17 protein-coding genes and 1 pseudogene are annotated in these 18,306 nt (G+C 63.2%); 14 read left to right on the forward strand and 4 right to left on the reverse strand.

Translation table 11 applies throughout. The annotated features are described in order from the left end of the window. Window positions 1-185 precede the first annotated feature (185 nt). Window positions 186-794, reverse strand: coding sequence for a DUF502 domain-containing protein (locus tag ACO2Q4_RS21435; RefSeq protein ID WP_395135424.1), 609 nt, complete (start codon window positions 792-794; stop codon window positions 186-188). Window positions 795-1,146: 352 nt separating this feature from the next. On the opposite strand from ACO2Q4_RS21435, the gene ACO2Q4_RS21440 reads away from it, so the two are divergent. Genes ACO2Q4_RS21440 through ACO2Q4_RS21455 form a run of 4 tightly spaced genes read left to right on the forward strand, consistent with a single transcriptional unit; the run spans window position 1,147 to window position 5,050 of the window. Beyond that, window positions 1,147-2,121 (forward strand): ABC transporter substrate-binding protein, encoded by a 975-nt coding sequence (locus ACO2Q4_RS21440; RefSeq protein ID WP_423321819.1) that lies wholly within the window; start codon window positions 1,147-1,149, stop codon window positions 2,119-2,121. Between the two features lie 14 nt (window positions 2,122-2,135). Then, window positions 2,136-2,981: an ABC transporter permease gene (locus tag ACO2Q4_RS21445; RefSeq protein WP_423321821.1), complete on the forward strand. Its 846-nt coding sequence runs from the start codon at window positions 2,136-2,138 to the stop codon at window positions 2,979-2,981. Next, window positions 2,978-3,703: an ABC transporter ATP-binding protein gene (locus ACO2Q4_RS21450; protein ID WP_311760993.1), complete on the forward strand. Its 726-nt coding sequence runs from the start codon at window positions 2,978-2,980 to the stop codon at window positions 3,701-3,703. The genes ACO2Q4_RS21445 and ACO2Q4_RS21450 overlap by 4 nt, the downstream gene beginning before the upstream one ends. 9 nt (window positions 3,704-3,712) lie before the next feature. After that, entirely contained in the window at window positions 3,713-5,050 is a 1,338-nt protein-coding gene (locus ACO2Q4_RS21455; RefSeq protein ID WP_423321823.1) for an LLM class flavin-dependent oxidoreductase, read from the forward strand. Between the two features lie 117 nt (window positions 5,051-5,167). Here the strand turns inward: ACO2Q4_RS21455 and ACO2Q4_RS21460 are convergent, their stop codons facing one another. Beyond that, window positions 5,168-6,619: an aldehyde dehydrogenase gene (locus ACO2Q4_RS21460; RefSeq protein ID WP_423321825.1), complete on the reverse strand. Its 1,452-nt coding sequence runs from the start codon at window positions 6,617-6,619 to the stop codon at window positions 5,168-5,170. Between the two features lie 187 nt (window positions 6,620-6,806). On the opposite strand from ACO2Q4_RS21460, the gene ACO2Q4_RS21465 reads away from it, so the two are divergent. Beyond that, on the forward strand, window positions 6,807-7,055 hold the full coding sequence (locus ACO2Q4_RS21465) for a hypothetical protein (RefSeq protein ID WP_423321827.1): 249 nt from the start codon (window positions 6,807-6,809) through the stop codon (window positions 7,053-7,055). 18 nt (window positions 7,056-7,073) lie between these two features. On the opposite strand, the gene ACO2Q4_RS21470 is transcribed toward ACO2Q4_RS21465, so the two are convergent. Next, window positions 7,074-8,369, reverse strand: coding sequence for an NAD(P)/FAD-dependent oxidoreductase (locus ACO2Q4_RS21470; RefSeq protein ID WP_423321828.1), 1,296 nt, complete (start codon window positions 8,367-8,369; stop codon window positions 7,074-7,076). A 157-nt stretch (window positions 8,370-8,526) separates the two neighbouring features. On the opposite strand from ACO2Q4_RS21470, the gene ACO2Q4_RS21475 reads away from it, so the two are divergent. The 9 genes and pseudogenes from ACO2Q4_RS21475 to ACO2Q4_RS21515 all read left to right on the forward strand — a co-directional run bounded on the left by ACO2Q4_RS21475 (window position 8,527) and on the right by ACO2Q4_RS21515 (window position 17,033). After that, window positions 8,527-9,456, forward strand: coding sequence for a LysR substrate-binding domain-containing protein (locus ACO2Q4_RS21475; protein ID WP_311760988.1), 930 nt, complete (start codon window positions 8,527-8,529; stop codon window positions 9,454-9,456). Window positions 9,457-9,537: 81 nt separating this feature from the next. Then, a complete protein-coding gene (locus ACO2Q4_RS21480; RefSeq protein WP_423321830.1) occupies window positions 9,538-10,578 on the forward strand; it encodes a Rieske 2Fe-2S domain-containing protein in 1,041 nt (346 codons plus the stop codon). Between the two features lie 2 nt (window positions 10,579-10,580). Further along, a complete protein-coding gene (locus ACO2Q4_RS21485) occupies window positions 10,581-11,738 on the forward strand; it encodes a 2Fe-2S iron-sulfur cluster-binding protein (protein ID WP_423321843.1) in 1,158 nt (385 codons plus the stop codon). 146 nt (window positions 11,739-11,884) lie between these two features. Continuing rightward, a pseudogene (locus tag ACO2Q4_RS21490) lies at window positions 11,885-12,889 on the forward strand (DUF2817 domain-containing protein); the annotation flags it as partial. Between the two features lie 84 nt (window positions 12,890-12,973). Then, complete coding sequence (locus tag ACO2Q4_RS21495; protein ID WP_423321845.1) at window positions 12,974-13,774, forward strand: ABC transporter ATP-binding protein; 801 nt, start codon at window positions 12,974-12,976, stop codon at window positions 13,772-13,774. Between the two features lie 73 nt (window positions 13,775-13,847). Further along, window positions 13,848-14,648 carry a transporter substrate-binding domain-containing protein gene (locus ACO2Q4_RS21500; protein WP_423321832.1) on the forward strand — a complete coding sequence of 267 codons (801 nt, stop codon included), beginning with the start codon at window positions 13,848-13,850 and terminating at the stop codon, window positions 14,646-14,648. 65 nt (window positions 14,649-14,713) lie between these two features. After that, on the forward strand, window positions 14,714-15,421 hold the full coding sequence (locus tag ACO2Q4_RS21505; RefSeq protein WP_423321833.1) for an ABC transporter permease: 708 nt from the start codon (window positions 14,714-14,716) through the stop codon (window positions 15,419-15,421). A 1-nt stretch (window position 15,422) separates the two neighbouring features. After that, a complete protein-coding gene (locus tag ACO2Q4_RS21510; protein WP_423321835.1) occupies window positions 15,423-16,106 on the forward strand; it encodes an ABC transporter permease in 684 nt (227 codons plus the stop codon). Between the two features lie 96 nt (window positions 16,107-16,202). After that, window positions 16,203-17,033 carry a hypothetical protein gene (locus ACO2Q4_RS21515; RefSeq protein ID WP_423321837.1) on the forward strand — a complete coding sequence of 277 codons (831 nt, stop codon included), beginning with the start codon at window positions 16,203-16,205 and terminating at the stop codon, window positions 17,031-17,033. 9 nt (window positions 17,034-17,042) lie between these two features. On the opposite strand, the gene ACO2Q4_RS21520 is transcribed toward ACO2Q4_RS21515, so the two are convergent. Next, a complete protein-coding gene (locus ACO2Q4_RS21520) occupies window positions 17,043-18,179 on the reverse strand; it encodes an AI-2E family transporter (RefSeq protein WP_423321838.1) in 1,137 nt (378 codons plus the stop codon). Between the last annotated feature and the right edge of the window lie 127 nt (window positions 18,180-18,306).

Genomic DNA, 18,306 nt, shown 5'->3' on the forward strand with positions numbered 1-18,306 from the left:
GATCTTCTCAAGATGCCGTTCGTCAATCGCGCACCCATCATACGCAGCTCAGCCCCTCGGTCTGATCAGCGCCGGCCTGCCAAGGCCAAGCAAATCGACGCCAATCAACCAGCTCCTCGACATGCACCAACCAACCGACAGCCGGGCCGGAAGCGAGAACACAATGGAACCAAGGTCCAGAAGGGCTAGCGAATGTTCAGACCAAGACCCAGCCGACGCATGCTGCGCATGACCTCGATCGGGGTAAGGTCGGTTTCCTGGATCCGGTCGGCGCTGACGATAGCGACGCTGCCGGATGTTGCCGATGGCGCGCCGGGAAGGAATACCACGACCTCACGGTTTGGCCGTCGTTCGATCAGGAAGGCGGTGCAGCTGTAGTCGTCGAACCTGACCAGCACGACGGTGTTTGCCTCACCCACAGACAGGCTTTGGCCGCTTTCTGAGAAGTCTTCGATCATTTGCCGCAAGATGGTATAGGGCGGCAGTCGCGTCAGAAATGCCCCTTCTAGCCAGTGAAACATCCTGCGTCCCGGGGCGCTGCGTGCGAAAATGCCGGACACGAAGGCCACTGACAAAAGGATCAGTACGGCGAAGACGACTGGCCAGATATGTGACGGTGATCCGGGGAACATCGTATCGTGAATGCCGCGGCCCAAAGGTTTTGCCGCTGCGTAAAGCCTTTCGACGACCATCAGGATGATGCCGAAGGGCAGCAGGAACACCAGCCCTCCGATGATCGTGGCGCGGATGAAACCTACAACGGCATGAAGGCCGGAACTGCCGCCCGGCTTCATGAGCGGACCGTAGCCGTCTGCACTGATGCGGGGAAGGTGCTGTGGAATGAAGACATGGACCGCGTCTGAACCCTGAAAGTTTCATAGCCCTGCGATCCTAGCCGAAAAGAAAGCGCGGGTGCCAGCCCCGGACCGCGACATCTTCGATCAGAGTTTGGTGGCTGCCAGCTCTCCCCAAGCGCGAGATTCGGAAAATGACTGCTGCCAGGCAGCGTCCCAAGAAAACGATCATCTCTTTCCGTTGCCCTCGGCGAAGGAGCTGTCCCAAATATTCACGATCACAATTATCGAGATTGAAGTTTCTCTGTCCGGATAGAATTATCTTCTCCGAAACAGCGATATGGACGGACAAATGCCAGCGCAAACCACTTTTCTTACGACACTTGCAGCGACATTGTTCCTTGCCGGTGGCGCGCTTGCCGGTACGGTGCCCGCTGGGACCAAGCTGGTCGTTGCGGACCAAAGCGAGTTCATCCGCAACCTGCTCGATGCCAGTGGTGAAGATGACAAGATCACGTCGGATCTTGAATTGCCGAATTTCGCAGGTGGTCCCGCGATCCTCGAAGCGATGCGGGCAGGGGCCCTTGATATCGCCTATGTAGGCGACACGCCCCCGATCCAGGCAAGGGCGTCGGGAACGCTGCTTCCCATCATCGCGACCGTCCAGCGCGAGAAATCCGAATATCACCTTGTGGCGCGCACGGGGCTGAAGATCGACGATCTGGCCCAGCTTCGTGGCAAGCGCGTCAGCTATATCGAAGGTTCCGGGCGCCAAGTCTTCCTGATCGAGGCGCTGAACCGCGCCGGTCTGACGCTGAAGGACGTGACGCTTGTCCCGTTGCGGGTGGCCGACCTGCCTGACGCGATCCGCACCCAGTCAGTCGATGTGGCGGTGCTGCAGGAACCGCATGTCACGCGTCTGGTGCAGCAAATCGGGGCCAGCACAATTGCCGACCCGAGAGAGCGCGAGCTTCTGCCCGGCACCTGGTATATCTATGCCCGTCCCGATGCGCTGGCGGATCCCGCCAAGCATGCCGCGATTGCCGAATTCCTCGGCGCGACCATCCGTGCCGCTGAATGGAGCAATGAAAATCGCGATGAGTGGGGCAAGGATTATTACACCGGATTCCAGCGCATCGCGCCGGAGGACACCGCGGCAATTCTGGCGTCGCAATCGCTGATGCAGTTTCAGACCTCGGTCGAGGGGATCCCGCACCACCAGCGTCTCATCGACATTCTGGCGCAGGCGGGCGAACTGCCCGAAACATTCGACGCCAAGGGATCGTTCACGGCCGATTTTGATCCGGTCATCAAGGCTGCACGCTGATTCCCGGGGGCACCATGAACGACATGTCATCCGAACGCATCGAGGCGATGGTGATCCGCAAGGATCGTCCAGCACCCCAGCGGCCGCTGATGCTCGCCCCTGGCAAGCTGCCTCGCGGTACGCGGCTTCTGGGCCCGCTTCTGGTTGTGGTACTGTGGGAGGCTGCATCCCGCTTTGGCCTGCTGTCCCCCTATACGCTCGCGGCCCCATCGACGGCGGTTGCGACCGGGATCTCGATGATTGCCGATGGCAGTCTGCTGCCGCATCTGGCGGCTTCGGCGGGACGCGCCTATGCCGGGCTGTTCCTGGGCGTTGTCGCAGGTCTTGTCCTTGCGCTGGCGGCGGGGCTGACCCGGACCGGAGAGGCGCTGCTTGACGGGTTGGTCCAGGTCAAGCGCGCGATTCCGACACTGGCCCTGATTCCGCTTGTGATCCTGTGGCTGGGAATTGGCGAGGTAATGAAGGTCTTCCTGATCTTCACGGCGGTCCTGGTGCCTGTCTACATCAATACTCACGCGGCCCTGCGCGGCATCGACATGGGGCATGTCGAGCTTGCACGCACGCTGGGGCTGACGCGGGCCGAGTTCATCCGAAAGGTTGCCCTGCCGGGCGCTTTGCCGGGCTTCTTTGTGTCCCTGCGGCTGGCGGTGACGTTGTGCTGGACGTCGCTTGTGGTTCTTGAACTGATCAATACCCAGACCGGCATCGGCTACCTGATGAATAGGGCACGCGACTGGGGGCAGACCGACATCATTGTGGTCGGCATCTTCATCTATGCCGTGCTGGGCCTGCTTTCCGATGCGGTTGTTCGCGTCGTCGAGGCCCGCGCGCTGTCTTGGCGGAGGTCCATCGGATCATGAGCATCCACGATTTCAAGGGGGCGGTCTTCACGCGCGATCTCAGTCGCTCCTTCAAGGGGCGCGAGGTTCTCGGCGGGGTGACGCTGGACATCCCGCGTGGGCAATTCGTGGCACTTCTGGGCGAATCCGGTTCGGGCAAGACGACCCTGCTGCGGGCGCTGGCTGGGCTGGATGATGACGCTGATCACGGAGGTACCTACAGCGTGCCCCAAAGCGTTTCGGTCCTGTTCCAGGATTCGCGGTTACTGCCCTGGCTCAGCGTCATCGACAACCTGACATTGGGGCTGCGCCACGATCGCGCCGTGCCCGAGGCGCAGGCAATGCTTGAGGCGGTCGGTATCGGCGACAAGGCCAGGGTTTGGCCGGGCACCCTGTCCGGTGGGCAAAAGCAGCGCGCGGCGCTGGCCCGCTCGCTGCTGCGCAGCCCGGACCTGCTGCTTGCGGATGAACCCTTCGGTGCGCTGGACGCCCTGACCCGGCTCAAGATGCACGCGTTGCTGTTCCGGTTGGTTGAGCGCCGCCGCCCGACGGTGATCCTCGTGACCCATGACGTGGATGAGGCGCTTCTCCTGGCCGACCGTATCCTGGTCCTGCGAGATGGCGCCATCGCCGAGGACCACGCTGTCCCGCTGTCCCATCCGCGCCGAACCAGCCATCCCGAATTCGAACATCTGCGCCTGCGGCTGCTTGCCAGCCTTGGGGTGGAAACCAATCTTGTCTGAGGCCACTTCATGACCCGAGAATTGCACCTGAATCTGTTCCTCATGCCGCGCGGGCATCATGAAAGCGCCTGGCGTCATCCCGGATCTGCCCCCGAAAGCCTGACAGATCTTGCCCTTTACGCCAAGGCGGCCCGGATCGCCGAGGACGCGAAGCTGGATGCCGTATTCCTGGCGGACGCGCTGGTCGCGCCTGCCTCTGGCGGGCTTGTCGCTTCGGGGACGCTGGAGCCGATTACCCTGCTTTCCGCATTGGCGGCCGTAACCGAACGCATCGGGCTGATCGGAACGGCGTCGACGACCTACAGCCTTCCCTATACCCTGGCGCGACAATTCGCGACGTTGGACCATCTGTCGAACGGTCGTGCCGGGTGGAACATCGTCACATCTTGGGCCCCGCAGGCGGGGCAGAACTACGGCTATGACACCGAGCCGGGCCATGCTGAGCGATACCGCATGGCGGAGGATTTCATGCGGGCCGTGGACGGGCTTTGGCGCAGTTGGCCAGCCGAAGCACTGCTGGATGACCGCGCCCGTGGCGTGTGGTCCGACGATAGCCGGATCCATCCGATCAACCATCGTGGTCCGTTTCACCGCACGCGCGGCCCCCTGAATGTGCCGGGCAGCCCGCAAGCGCGACCGGTCTATGTGCAGGCCGGTCAGTCGGATGATGGCCGTGCCTTCGCCTCCGAATGGGCCGAGGTCATCTTTACCGCCCATATGGCCAAGGATACGGCGCAGGCCTTCTATACCGACATCAAGGCGCGCGCCGCTGCACGCGGACGTCCCCCGCAGGACATCGCGATTCTTCCCGGCCTCAGCGCCGCCATCGGCTCGACCCAGGGCGAGGCTGATCGGGTGTTCGAGGAACTGGATGCACTGACCGCGCCCGAAATCGGCCTGACCCGCCTTTCCGCGCGCTTCGGGGGGCATGACTTCACGGCCGTTCCCTTGGATCGTCCGCTAAGGGCAGGGGACTTCCCCGACCCGAACCAGGTTGAAGCGTCGAAAAGCCGTGCGACGGGTTACGCCAGAACCGCGTTGGCCGAGGGGCTGACCCTGCGCCAATTGCTGCAGCGACTGGCCGGGGCGCGCGGCCACCTGACGGTGGCGGGCACACCCGAACGCGTTGCAGACGTCATTCAGGACTGGTTTGACTCGCGGGCAGCCGACGGCTTCAACGTGATGCCGCCGATCATCTATCAGCAGCTGGAACTTTTCGCTTCGGAAGTGGTGCCGATCCTGCAGAAGCGGGGATTGTTCCGGACCGAATATCGTGGCCGCACGCTGCGAGAGCATTTCGGCCTGGCCCCGGTCGAAACGGAAGAGCGCCTGACCGCCACGGCCTGACTTACCCGAAGCAACGCAGGGGCCCGAAATCCGGGCCCCGCATTCATTCGTGTAAAAGGCGGCTCAAGCGCTTGGGCCATGGATCGCTCTTCCAGCACAGGCGGGCGGCGGCAGTGCTTATAGCGGATAGTGGCCGGGCTGGGTTTCGACGGTGATCCAGCGCAGCTCGGTGAATTCGGCAATCCCGGCCTTGCCACCAAAGCGGCCGTAGCCAGAATCGCGAGTTCCACCGAAGGGCATCTGTGCCTCGTCATGTACCGTTGGGCCGTTGATATGGCAGATGCCTGACCTGATCCGGCGAGCGACCGTCAGCCCGCGCGCGATGTCGCGGGTGAAGACGGCGGCCGACAGCCCGTATTCCGTGCGGTTGGCGATCGCGACGGCGTCTTCCTCGTCCTTGGCGCGGAAGATGGCGACCACCGGGCCGAAGCTTTCCTCGGTGGCAATGCGCATGTCTGCTGTCACCATATCGACGACCTGCGCGGGCATCAGTACGCCCTGGGCGGCACCGGCGCTGTGGATCGTCGCCCCCTTGGTCCGCGCATCCTCGATCAGTGCGGTAACCTTTTCGACGGTATGCGCGTCGACGACCGCGCCAAGCGGGGCCTGGCCTTCGCGGGGGTCTCCCGCCTTCAGTTGGGCAGCGCGCGCGACGAAACGGGCCACGAAGTCATCCGCGATTTCGGGCGCAAGGATGATGCGCTCCGTGGACATGCAGATTTGGCCTTGGTTGAAGAACGCTCCGAAAATCGCGGCCTTCACAGCTTCGTCCAGATCGGCGTCCTGCAGCACCACGAAGGGTGCCTTGCCGCCCAGTTCCAGAAGCACCGGCTTCAACTGACGCGCGGCCCGCTCAGCGATGATCCGGCCCACCTTGGTCGAGCCGGTGAAGTTGATCCGACGAACGGCCGGGTGATCGATCAGCGCGCCGACGATCTCGGCGGCATCTTCGGGTGCATTTGTCACAAGGCTGACCAGTCCGGAGGGCAGGCCGCCTTCTTCCAGTGCCTCCACGATCAGCGCATGGGTGCGCGGGCAGATTTCCGAGGCCTTGAACACGACCGCATTGCCACAGGCCAAGGGCGTCGCCAGCGCGCGGACGCCCAGGATCACGGGCGCGTTCCATGGCGCGATGCCCAAGCAGACGCCCGCAGGCTCGCGCACCGCCATCGCAATGCAACCGGGCTTGTCCGAGGGGATCACCTCGCCCGCGACCTGCGTGGTCAGCGCCGCCGCCTCTCGCAGCATCGACGCGGCGATCATGACGTTGAAACGGGCCCAGGGTTCTGTCGCACCGGTTTCAGATGCCATCGCCGCGACGAAGGCATCTCCTCGGGCGGCAAGCGCGTCGGCTGCCTTCAGAAGCGCGGCGCGACGGGCGTTGGGGCCAAGCGCGGCCCAGGCGGGCATGGCCGCAGCTGCCCCTTCCGCAGCGGCGAAGGCATCGGCGGCGCTGGCAGCCGCAGCCTCGCTGGCGGTCTCGCCGGTGACCGGGTTCAGACGCCGGAACACGCGGCCGTCCGAGGCCCCGCGCGCGTCGCCTGCGATCTTCATGCTCACGAAACTCATGCTGTCCTCCGTTCAGGGCTGTGGTCGCATCTAGCACCATTCCGCGGTCGACGGGAATGATCGACGGGACACACTGGGATTCGGAGACCTGCCCCGGCGCGGATGCATCCGGGGCGAACTCGGGGTTTGTGGCTATCCCGAGTTTGCCATCGGTGAGCTGGTCGATGGTGCAAATCCCCAGGTGCTGATGAACCGGGGACTGACCGCGCAGGATTTGCCCAATGACTATCTTGCGACCGACATCCGGCGTCAGCTGGCAGATATGGCCCGGCAGCGCGAAATATGCTTGCAGAATGGCCCGCCGATACCGCTGGCGGGCAGGCGGATCATCCCCGTCGATGACGGCATTGCCACCGGCGCCTCGATGCGTGTTGCCTTGGCTGCGGTGGCGCAGCTTGACGTGCTTGGCGTCGCCATCGCGCGCGACCCGGTCTGAGGAAGGCGCGCACGACCCCTAGCCCATGACCGAAAAGCTGGACTGGGCATTGACCCGGCGCTTGCGGCTGTAGGTTCCAAGATCGATGCGGCCTCCGGTCCGCTCCAGGCGGAAGGACAGGGGGGCCGCGTCGTGGTCATGACCCGCTTCGGTTTCCGTGATCAGATGGGTCATCAGCTTGCCGACCACCGGTGCCATCTTGAACTGGTTCCCGGAAGTTCCGCAGGCCATGTAAAAGCCCGGCATGCTCGTCCTGTCATAGATCGGCAGCCAGTCATCGGATGTGTCGTAAAGTGCGACCAGCCCGCTGGCCTGTCCGGGGATGCGCATCTCGGGCAGGCGCATGGCGCCGCGCATGACGATGGTGGTCCACTGGTCGGTAAAGCGGGTGTCAAGCGCGTCTGGGTCTTCGACCCACTCATGCGTGTCGCAAGCCGGGTCGGTAGAGCCGACGCAGATGCCAACGGGATCGGGACGGGCATAGAACTCGGCATCCAGATCCGCGATCACGATGCCGTCGCGACGATAATCCATGTTCTCCGGCCCGGGGATATAAGCGACCTCCTGGCGGTTCGGGCGGTTGCGGATGGTCATGTCGCCGGTCACGCCCGCCATGCGATTCAGGCCGGCTGACCACGGCCCGCCGGCATTCACCACCACGTCAGCAGGCAGGATGGTCCCGTCCGCAAGCCGGACGCCCGAAACGCGCTCCCCCGCGGTCTCGATCCCCTCGACCTTGCTGCGGAAACGGAAGCGGGCTCCTGCGCCCTCGGCCGCCCATTGCAGATTTTGCGCCGCCAGTTTCGGATCGTTCACATACCCGGCCTGATGGAAAAAGACCGCGCCGCCGACCTGTTCCGGGTTTGGTTCGCCGAAATCCGGATGGTCGAGGCGTTTCGCGGGGGCATAGGATTGCAGATCCGCCATCGCCAGATATGCGCGAATTCCTTTGGCCGTGACGCGATCATAAACCCCGCCGATCCGGTCCATGATGTCGGTGATCCGGACCATCCCCGCGCCTTCGCCGGAATAGATGACCAGCGAGCCGGTTTCTCTATAGGTTGCCAGCGGGCGATCGGCAGGGAGGTCGACATAGCCCGCCCAGTCGCGCCAATAGGTCCACCCCTCCAACGCCATGGCGCAGGTCTCCATCACCGAATAGTTGATCCGGATCACTGCCGAGGAATTTGAGGTCGAGCCGTAGCCAGCCTCGGGCGCCTTGTCGACCACGGTGACGAGCCAGCCCGCCTTCGCCATTTCAAAGGCGATCGCACCCCCGATGATCCCCGCGCCGATGATGACGACCTGCTTCATTCCCGTTCCCTCTTGGTAAAGGCGCGACATTCTGCCGCAGTGGCTTGTTGCCTAAGGCTTTGCCGATGCTATACGCAGGCCTTCGGGGCGGGCAAACCAGTTCGCCTTGCGGGTGCGACAGGTCAGCTAAACTAACGACCAGCGAGCGGGGGTTCACATGGCGCAGCTTCCCCCTTTGCGCGCGATGCAGATCTTCGAGGTGTTCGGACGCCTCGGCACGGTCCATGCGACGGCGCAGGAACTGAACGTGACGCCGGGCGCGGTCAGCCAACAACTGCGCCTGCTGGAAGAGCATCTGGACATGGTCCTGCTGGTCAAGGACGGCCGACGCGCCGCGCTGACCCCGGCCGCGCGCGGGTATCATGAACTGATCTCGCAGGGGTTCGGGCGCTTTGCGCTGGCGCAGGACTATATCGCCGAACACCGTCTGGCGCAGGAACTGACGATCTCGTGCCTGCCGACCCTGTTGCAGCGCTGGTTGAATCCGCTGCTTCCGGCATTTCAGACCGCGGCGCAGGATTCCACCCTGCGTTTGATCGCACAGGATCTTGAGCCGGATTCGCACATGCTGGAGCACACCTTCAGACTGACCTATGGTGAGGCCGGGCGGCGCTATACCCATTCCCGGGTGCTGTTCACGGATTACTGCTTTCCAGCCGCATCGCCAGATTTCCTGGCCCGCCACCCCGAGGCGCGGACCGCCGAAGGGTTGTCGCGCCTGCCGCTGGTCGGGATCGATTGGGGCGCGCAATACACGACCGAGCCGCATTGGCGCGACTGGTTCAAAAGGCAGCTTGCCAGCGATCCCGCGCCGCTGCGCCATGTCGCGGTCTATTCCGCCTCGGGGATGGGGTTGGAGGCCGCAGCGGCGGGGCAGGGCGCGGTGCTGGCGCAATGGTCCTTTGCCCGCGACGACCTGACATCGGGACGCCTGGTCCGACTGTCGCAGGATCGGCTGTATCTGCCCGATCCCTATTTCGTCTGTTGGGGCCAGACCACGCTGGACCAGCCCGTCGCGCGCCAGTTCCTGAACTGGCTGATGCAGATGACAAAACCGATGCGGGACCAGATGCAGCAGGAAAACTAAACAATTGCCGAATCCTTCTGCGCTTATCCTGCGACTGCCCGGCGCTAAGCTTGGCGAAACACAGCTACGAAGGATGCAGCCATGTTTCTGAAGAACGCTTGGTACGTTGCGGCCTGGAGCCATGAGGTCACGCGCAGCCTGCAGCAGATCGTCGTTCTGGGAGAGAAGATCTGCGTCTTTCGCAACAGCCAGGATGAAGTGATCGCACTCGAGGATGCCTGCCCGCATCGCAAGCTTCCTCTCTCCAAGGGCCGGATCAAGGGCGACAATGTCGAATGTGGCTATCACGGTCTGACCTTCGATTGTGCCGGTCAATGCGTCTGGGCGCCGGGCGGTGGGCGCATCCCCTCGGCGGCCAAGGTCCGGCCCTATCCGGTGCATGAGAAATATGGCCTTGTCTGGATCTGGATGGGCAATGCCGCCATTGCCGATGCCGACGACATCATCGACATTCCGAACTTCGACAGTCCGGACTGGGGCATCAACCGTGGTGCCGCGATGGAACTGCACTGCAACTACCTGCTGATGTGCGACAACCTGCTGGACCCGACCCACGTCGCCTGGGTCCATGAAAGCAGCTTTGCCCAGGCCGCCACCAAGGACGCGCCGCTGAAGGTGACGCGCACCGACAACGGCGTCATCGTTCACCGCTGGATGATGGATGTCGAACCCGCGCCCTTCTACAAGAAGATTGTCGAGTTCGACGGGAACTGCGACCGGCTTCAACATTATGAGGTGCGCTATCCCAGCCATGCGCTGATCCGGGCCGTGTTCACACCTGCGGGTACCGGTGGGCCTGATGGGACGCTGGACGAAAAGACCTTCGTCATGGACAGCTACAACTTCATGACCCCGACGACCGAGACCGAGACCCGCTATTACTGGTTCCAGTTGCGCAACATCCGCCCCGATGACGAGGATCTGTCGCGGATGATGTCTGAGGACGTTCGCCACGCCTTCGAGGAGGATCGGGCAGTGCTGAACGAGGTTCAGGTGGGCATGACGACCAAGACCTCGCCCCATATCGACCTGTCGATCGACGCAGGCCAGTTGCGCTTCCGCCGCCAGCTTGAGGCGATGATTGCCGAAGAGCGCATGGTCGATGAAAAGATGCGGGCGTGACCATGGCCGGAGCCTTTCGCCGGTTCCGGGTGGCGCGGAAGCTGCCGGAAAGCAGCGTCATCACCTCGTTCCATCTGGAACCCGAGGATGGCGGCCCGCTTTGGGACATGCGTCCGGGGCAGTATCTGACGCTGCGCATCCCCCTTGCCGAGGGACCGGTGCTGCGCACCTATTCCCTGTCCGCGCTGGCCGAGGGGGAGGATCATCACCGGATCAGCGTCAAGCGTGAGCCAATGGGTTCGGGTTCGGCTTGGCTTCATGACTCGGTCGAAGAAGGCGACTTCATCGAGATCGCGGCTCCGCGCGGCAGCTTCTGTCTTGATGAGGCCAGCGAACGCCCGGTCCTGCTGCTGGCGGGCGGCGTCGGGCTGACCCCGCTGGTTGCCATGCTGCACCGGCTCGCGCACACCACACGCCGTGCCTGGTTCTTCCATGCCGTCGAAAACGGCGATGTCCACGCGCTTGGCAACGAAGTCCGTGGAATGGCCGAAGCATCGGATGGGCGGATCACCGTGCGGAACGTATATCGCGCGCCGACCGAAAGCGATCGCGCGACGGGCCGCTTTGACGCCGAGGGTGTCGTCGACCGCGCGCTTCTGCAATCGCTGCTGCCGCTTGACGACTACGACGTCTATCTGTGCGGTCCGACGCCTTTCATGGTCGCGATGTGGCGCCTGCTGACCGGACTGGGGATCGCCCCCAAGCGGATCGCCTACGAATTTTTCGGCAAGGGAGGGTCGCTTGCGGCGCTTGCCGATGCGCCCCCGCCGGTGGCGCAAATCGACCGTCGAATGCCTACCCGTGCCCCGCACTCGTTGTCGAAGCTGGAGTTCATCACCGACCCGGACGCGCGCGCGCTGCCCGATCAACTTGTGCGGCAGGCTTCGCCCCCGGCGGTTGCTGGTGCGACCGAGGTGGTCTTTGCCCGCTCGGGCGTGACCCTACCCTGGACCGATGCGGTGGGATCGATCCTTGAGCTGGCCGAGGGGGCGGGGCTGGACCCCGACTTCAGTTGCCGAGAAGGGATCTGCAGCACCTGTCGCTGTGGTATTGCCGAAGGCGAGGTTGAATATTTCTCGGATCCGCTGGACCCACCGCCCTCAGGCCAGGTGCTGATCTGCTGCTCGCGTCCTACTGGACGCGTCGTCCTGGACCTGTAAGGACATGGCCACCTTGCAACCCGGCGCAGAATGCCGCACCTGTCAAAAAACAGGCGGTAGGAACGCGGGATCAATTGCAGGGTCTTTCCGAATCCCAACCAAGGGGAAGCGACTTCATGGCCTTCATGCCGCTTGATTACCCGACCATGCGTGCCGAGTTCCTGGACGCCGCAAAGGCAGCCGGGGCGGAGCTGGCCGAATATCGCCACCCCTTGCCCGGCCCCCATGCCGAGGCCCTTGCGACCGACGTGGCCCTGATTGGCAACCGTAACGCTACCAAGCTGCTGATCGTCAATTCCGGAACGCATGGAGTCGAGGGGGCGTATGGCTCGGCCGCGCAGGTTGCATGGATGCGCCGGCACACGCCGTGGCACCTGCCAGAGAATGTGGCCGTCCTGATGATCCATCTGGTCAACCCCTGGGGCACGGCCTGGTCTCGTCGCGTGAACGAAGACAATGTCGACCTGAACCGGAACTTCATCGACTGGTCGCGCCCTGTGCCCGAAAACCCGGGATATGCGGCGATCCATCCGGCCCTGACATTCACCGACCTTGACGGCCCTGATCGGGCGCGGGCGCGCGATGCCTATGAGCTGGCAAGGCAGCAGGCGGGCGGATATGCCGGACTTGCCCCGACCGTTGAGGCGGGACAGTACATCCATCCCGACGGGCTTTTCTTTGGTGGGAGCGGGCCTGTCTGGTCGAATGCGACGCTGAACCGCATCCTGTCGGATTTCGCGTCCGATGTCGAAGACGCGGTCGTCTTTGACCTGCACACCGGGGCGGGCCCCTATGGCTATCCGGCGTTGCTGTCCGTCGCGGTTGACAACCATGCCGGGCTTGACTGGGGCAAGACCCTGTTCGGTCCCGCCATGTCCGTCGTGCTGACGGGCGCGGGCAAGACTACGGATACCGGTATTGCGGCGACCGCGACGGGCTATGTGTCGGATGCCGTGCGCAAGGGGATGCCGCAGGCGCGCGTTCTGCCGCTGGTGATCGAATGCGGCACCCTGCCGGGGGAAGAGGTGAACGATGCCGTTCGCTCTGACAACTGGCTGCATCTGCATGGCGATGTCGCCTCTGCCCAGGGGCAGCAGATCAAGGACCGGCTACGCCACGCCTTCATTCCCGCCGACCCGGGATGGCAGACACAGGTCCTGGCGGTCAGCCTGTCTTATTTCGACCGCGCGCTGGCCGATCTTGACGCCAAGGGCGGCAGCGCCCCGAAACGCGCCGTGGCGGCCAGTCCCGTCGCTGCCACCCCTCAATCCGGGCGTCCGGCGGTCGAAATCCACGACCTTCACAAAAGCTATGACGCGCTTGAAGTTCTGAAGGGCGTGGATCTGGTCGCACAACCGGGCGAGGTGGTGTCGATGATCGGCTCGTCCGGGTCCGGCAAGTCGACTTTCCTGCGCTGCATCAACCTGCTTGAACAGCCGAAAAGTGGCCGCATCCTGATCGACGGCGAAGAGATCCGCATGAAGCCCGGCAAGAACGGCGTCTCGATCCCCGCCGATCAGAAGCAGGTCGAGCGCATCCGTGCGCGGGTCGGCATGGTGTTTCAGAACTTCAACCTGTGGCCGCATTTGTCCGTCCTGGACAACATCATCGAGGCGCCTGTCCATGTCCTCAAGGAATCCAAGTCCGAGGCTAGGGCGCGCGCGCATGAGTTGCTGAAAAAAGTCGGGCTTTCCGACAAGCACGCGCATTTTCCCGGCCAGCTTTCGGGCGGCCAGCAGCAGCGCGCGGCCATCGCGCGGACGCTGGCGATGCGGCCCAAGGTCATCTTGCTGGACGAACCGACCTCGGCCCTTGATCCCGAGCTTGTGGGCGAGGTGCTGCGCGTGATCCGCCAGCTTGCCGAAGAGGGGAACACCATGATCCTTGTCACCCACGAGATGCAGTTTGCGCGTGAAGTCTCGCATCACGTCAAGTTCCTGCATCAGGGCCGGGTCGAGGAGGAAGGCTCACCCGACCAGATATTTACCAATCCGCGTTCCGAACGGCTGAGCCAGTTCCTCGCCAGATGCAACTAGCCCGGCCCCGGGCGCGGCAATCGCACGATCACACAAGAAAGAATGTGACGTCATCCAACCAAGGGAACCAAGCATGAAACTGAAACTCCTGTCTCTTGCCGCCATTCTTGCCTGCGGACTTTCCCCGCTTGCCCATGCCGCCGAAGGCGAACTGGTCATCGGGACCGAAGGGGCCTATCCGCCCTTCTCGATGGCCGATGCCAATGGCAACGTGACCGGCTTCGACGCCGATGTCGGCAACGCGGTCTGCGAAAAGCTGCAGCTGAAATGCCGCTTCGTCGTGCAGGCGTTCGACGGTCTGATCCCGGCGCTGAACGCCAAGCGGTTCGACATCATCATCTCTGGCATGTCGATCACGGATGAACGCCAGAAGCAGATCGATTTCTCGAACAGCTATGCGGAATTCCCCAACCAGTTCGTGGCGAAGAAGGACTCCGAGCTGGCGGCCGCCAAGGATTTCGACACGCTGAAGAAGGATCTGAGCGGTCTGCGAGTCGGCGTGCAGTCTGGCACGACCCATGCGGCCTATGTCGAGAAGGTCATGCCCGACGCGCAGTTGATGACCTATGACACGCTCGATCAGATGCAGATCGACCTGTCGAGCGGCCGGCTGGACACGTCTTTCGCCGATACCTCGGCGCAGAACGACTTCCTTGCCAAGCCCGAGGCCGCTGACTTCCAGCTTGTCGATGTGGTGATCGATTCCGCGTCGGACGCGACACTCGGAAAGGGGCTGGGCATCGGCATCCGCAAGGACGAGGGTGACCTGAAAGCCCGGATCAATCAGGCGCTTTGCGATCTGAGCGAGGATGGGACCCTGAAAACTGCTTCGGAGAAGTGGTTCAAACTGGACATCTCGCAGAAATGCAAATGAACCACTGACGAAGGGAAAGGCGAAATCCGCCTTTCCCGACCCACCCATCCAGGCAGGCGAAATCAATGCAATTCGGGCTAATGCAGCTTTGGGACGGCGGCTGGGTCGGCGCGATCCTGCGCGGCGCCGGGATCACGATCCTGGTCGCCATCGGTGCGATGTTGCTGGGCCTTGTGACGGGGATCGCCTGTGGCCTGATCAAATGGGCGCGCGTGGAGCCGCTGAACTGGCTGGTCGACATCTATACGACCGTCGTGCGGGGCGTCCCCGAGCTTCTGATCATCTACCTGCTTTTCTTTTCGTCGGTCGAGTTCGTCGCCAGGATCGGAACCGCATTCGGCTGGGCCGGGCTTGCTGAAACCGGCTATCCATTCCTGATCGGGATCATCGCCATCGGGGCAATCTCGGGTTCTTATTCGACCGAGGTCGTGCGAGGGGCGCTTGCGGCGATCCCGACCGGACATGTTGAGGCCGCCCGGGCCCTGGGAATGCCTCGCAAGCGGATTTTCCGCCGCATCATCCTGCCGCAGATGCTGCGTATCGCCGCGCCCGGCGTGAACAATGTCTGGCAGGCGACGATGAAGGATACCGCGCTGATCTCGGTCGTGGGTCTGCAGGAGCTCATGCGGACGGCCTATGTCGGCGCCGGTTCGACCCGCAGTCCCTTTATCTTCTACCTGGTTGCTGGTGCGGTCTATCTTGCCATCACCTTCGTCAGCCAAGTGGGCTTCAAGCGTGCAGAACGCGCGCTCGTCCTGAAGGGAAGGGCCTGAGATGGATTGGGACCTGCTTCACCGCGCTGTGACGACGATCGGCAAGGGTGTCGGGACGACCCTGACGCTGGCTTCGATCTCGCTTGCTATCGGCTTTTGTCTGGGACTGGGGCTTGCGGTCATGCGCGTCTCTGGCAACCGGCTCCTGTCGGGCTTTGCCGAATATTACAGTGCCGTCTTTCGCGGCACGCCGCTTCTGGTGCAGCTGTTCCTGTTTTACTACGGGCTGGGGCAGTTCGATTTTGTTCGCGACAACCCGGTCCTTTGGTGGGTGGTCGGCGGCGGCATGCATTGTGCAATCATGGCGCTGGCGCTGAACACTGCCGCCTATACGTCCGAGATCCTGCGTGGTGGGCTGATGTCGATCCCAACCGGCCTGATCGAGGCGGCCAAGGCCGCGGGCATGTCCCGCGTTCTGCGGTTTCGCCGGATCGAGTTTCCGTTGGCGATCCGTCAGGCCCTTCCCGCCTATGGCAACGAGATGGTGCTGGTCATCAAGGGCACCAGCCTTGCCTCGACCATCACCGTGCTTGAGATCACTGGCCACGCCAAACGACTGATGAGCCAGACCTACGCCATTTTCGAGATCTTCGCGATTGCCGGGATTTTCTATCTGCTGATCAACACAGCGCTGATCCTTGTCGTGCGCTGGATCGAAAACCGCTTGACCAGCCCCGGCCGATAACCTGTCGCTTGCCCGTTGGTCTGTGCGCGTCAAGCGGGTTTACAGTCTGATTCAATGTCTTAAGGTGATGCGCAATTCGGGACCGGGGGGCGGATTGTGGAAGATGTCACATTAAGCAGGGGGGACCTGCGGATGGTGCTGCGGCCCGAATGGGGTGGCCGCGTCCGCGAACTCAGCCGCGCGGGGCGGGACATCCTGCACCCGCTGCAAGGGGTTGACGAAACATTCGATCCCACGATCTGGCCCAAGGGTGGCGCCTATCCCCTGTTTCCGTTTCACAACCGCATCTCTCAGGGACGGTTCAAATGGGACGGTCGCGAGGTTCAGCTTCCTCTGCATCCGCATGAGGCCGCGACCGTTCACGGCCACGGTCACAAGCTGCCGTGGCAGGTTGTCGAGCAGGGGCCGGATATGGTCGAACTTCGGTTGAGCGACAAGGGCGATGGCGCCTGGCCCTTTCCCTTCACGGCGGTGCAAAGGTTCCAATTGACCCCTGTGGGGCTGGAACTCGTCCTTTCCATCCGCAATGACGGCGATGCGACCATGCCCGCCGGTCTGGGCTGGCATCCCTATTTCACAAAATGCCGAACGGTCCGCAGCGATGCCGCGCGCGAATGGGCGATGGACGAGCATTTCCTGCCCGACGGGAACTGGGGCTCTGTCACAGAGTCGGAAGCCACGACCCGCTATCTGTCGGACTGGTCGCGGGTCGACATGGAGTTGTCGGATGGTCGCCGGCTGACGCTGCGGGCGGAGGAACCGTTGTCGCACCTGGTTCTGCACGATCCGGCCGGGGCCTATACCTGCGTCGAGCCGGTGAGTCACTTGGCGAATGCGCTGAACTTGCGGCCCGAGCGTGCCGCGGATCGCATGGTTGGGCTTGCCCCTGCCGAGACGCTTCGGGCCGGGGTCATGCTGGACTGCTGAAGCTGCTCCTTACGACTTTTCCACCGGATGATGGGGGTCGTGCTGCAGCCAAGTCAAAACCAGATCGTGAAAGACCGCCAGCACGACCGGGCCAAGGAACAGCCCGATCAGCCCAAAGCTCAGCGTTCCGCCGATGACACCCATGAAGATCACCAGTGTCGGGGTGCTCAGGCCGCGGCCCATCAGCATGGGCTTCAAAACATTGTCCATGAAGGTCAGGGGCACCAGAACCACAGTCAGTAACAGGGCCTGCGCGGGGGTCATTGTCAGCCAACTCCAGATCAGGACCGGCAGGACGATCAGGGCCGGCCCGATCTGCAGGATGCACAGGAACAGGATGATCAGCGCCAGCAGCCCCGCGCTGGGAACCCCTGCTGCTTGCAGGACGACGCCGATCAGGATCCCTTGCAGCAGCGCGATCCCCACTACCCCGCGCGAGACATTGCGGACGGTCACGGTGGCCAGGTCCACGAACTGCTCACCCCGTGGGGCGACGATGCGCGCCGCGATCCTGCGCCCCCAGCCCGCAAGACGGGGGCCGGGGATCAGCAGCAAACCGGCCAGCACGATCGAAAGCACGAATTTTAGCAGATCAAGGCCAAGCTGGGATACGAGCGCGATCATCTTTGCCCCGATCGGGGCAAGGATACGGTGATAGCTCAGCACGACGCTTTCCAGGTTGGCGCGGGCCGAGGTCCAGAAGTCGTGGATCTGCTGACCCACCAGCGGCAGTGTCTCCAGCCGAGCAGGCGGGGGAGGGAGCTTCAATTGGCCGGAATTGGCCCGTTCGACAAGGCTTTGGACGGATTCGACCATATTGCTGGTCAGTGCCGCCACCGGACCGATCACCACGCAAAGCGCGGCAAGGGTCACGATCATCGCGGCAAGGCGTCGATGCCCCTGCAACAGCCGGGTCAGCCAGTCGTGAACCGGGGCCAGCGCGACGGCAAGGATCACCGCCCAGGTGGTGATCGCCAGGAAGGGCCGGATCAGGGCCAGCGACAGGTATGCGAAAAGCCCAAGCAGGATCAGGCGGATGACAAGATCGACGACGCGCGCCTCGATCAGTTCGATCCGATCCGGGGCGGCGGGGGGACTGCCGGTACTGGCGGCGGGGTCCGGATTCTCGGGCAAGGGCGTGGGCATGCTCAGAACTTCCACCTCATTCCCATGAGGAAAGCGCTCATGTCCTGGTAGTCTGCGTCGGTTTCGTCGTCATATGCGAATTCGCGGTATCCGATATAGGCGTCGATATTCTGCTCGGCGAAGGTCT

Source organism: Paracoccus sp. KR1-242, assembly GCF_049446195.1.
Lineage (GTDB): Bacteria > Pseudomonadota > Alphaproteobacteria > Rhodobacterales > Rhodobacteraceae > Paracoccus > Paracoccus broussonetiae.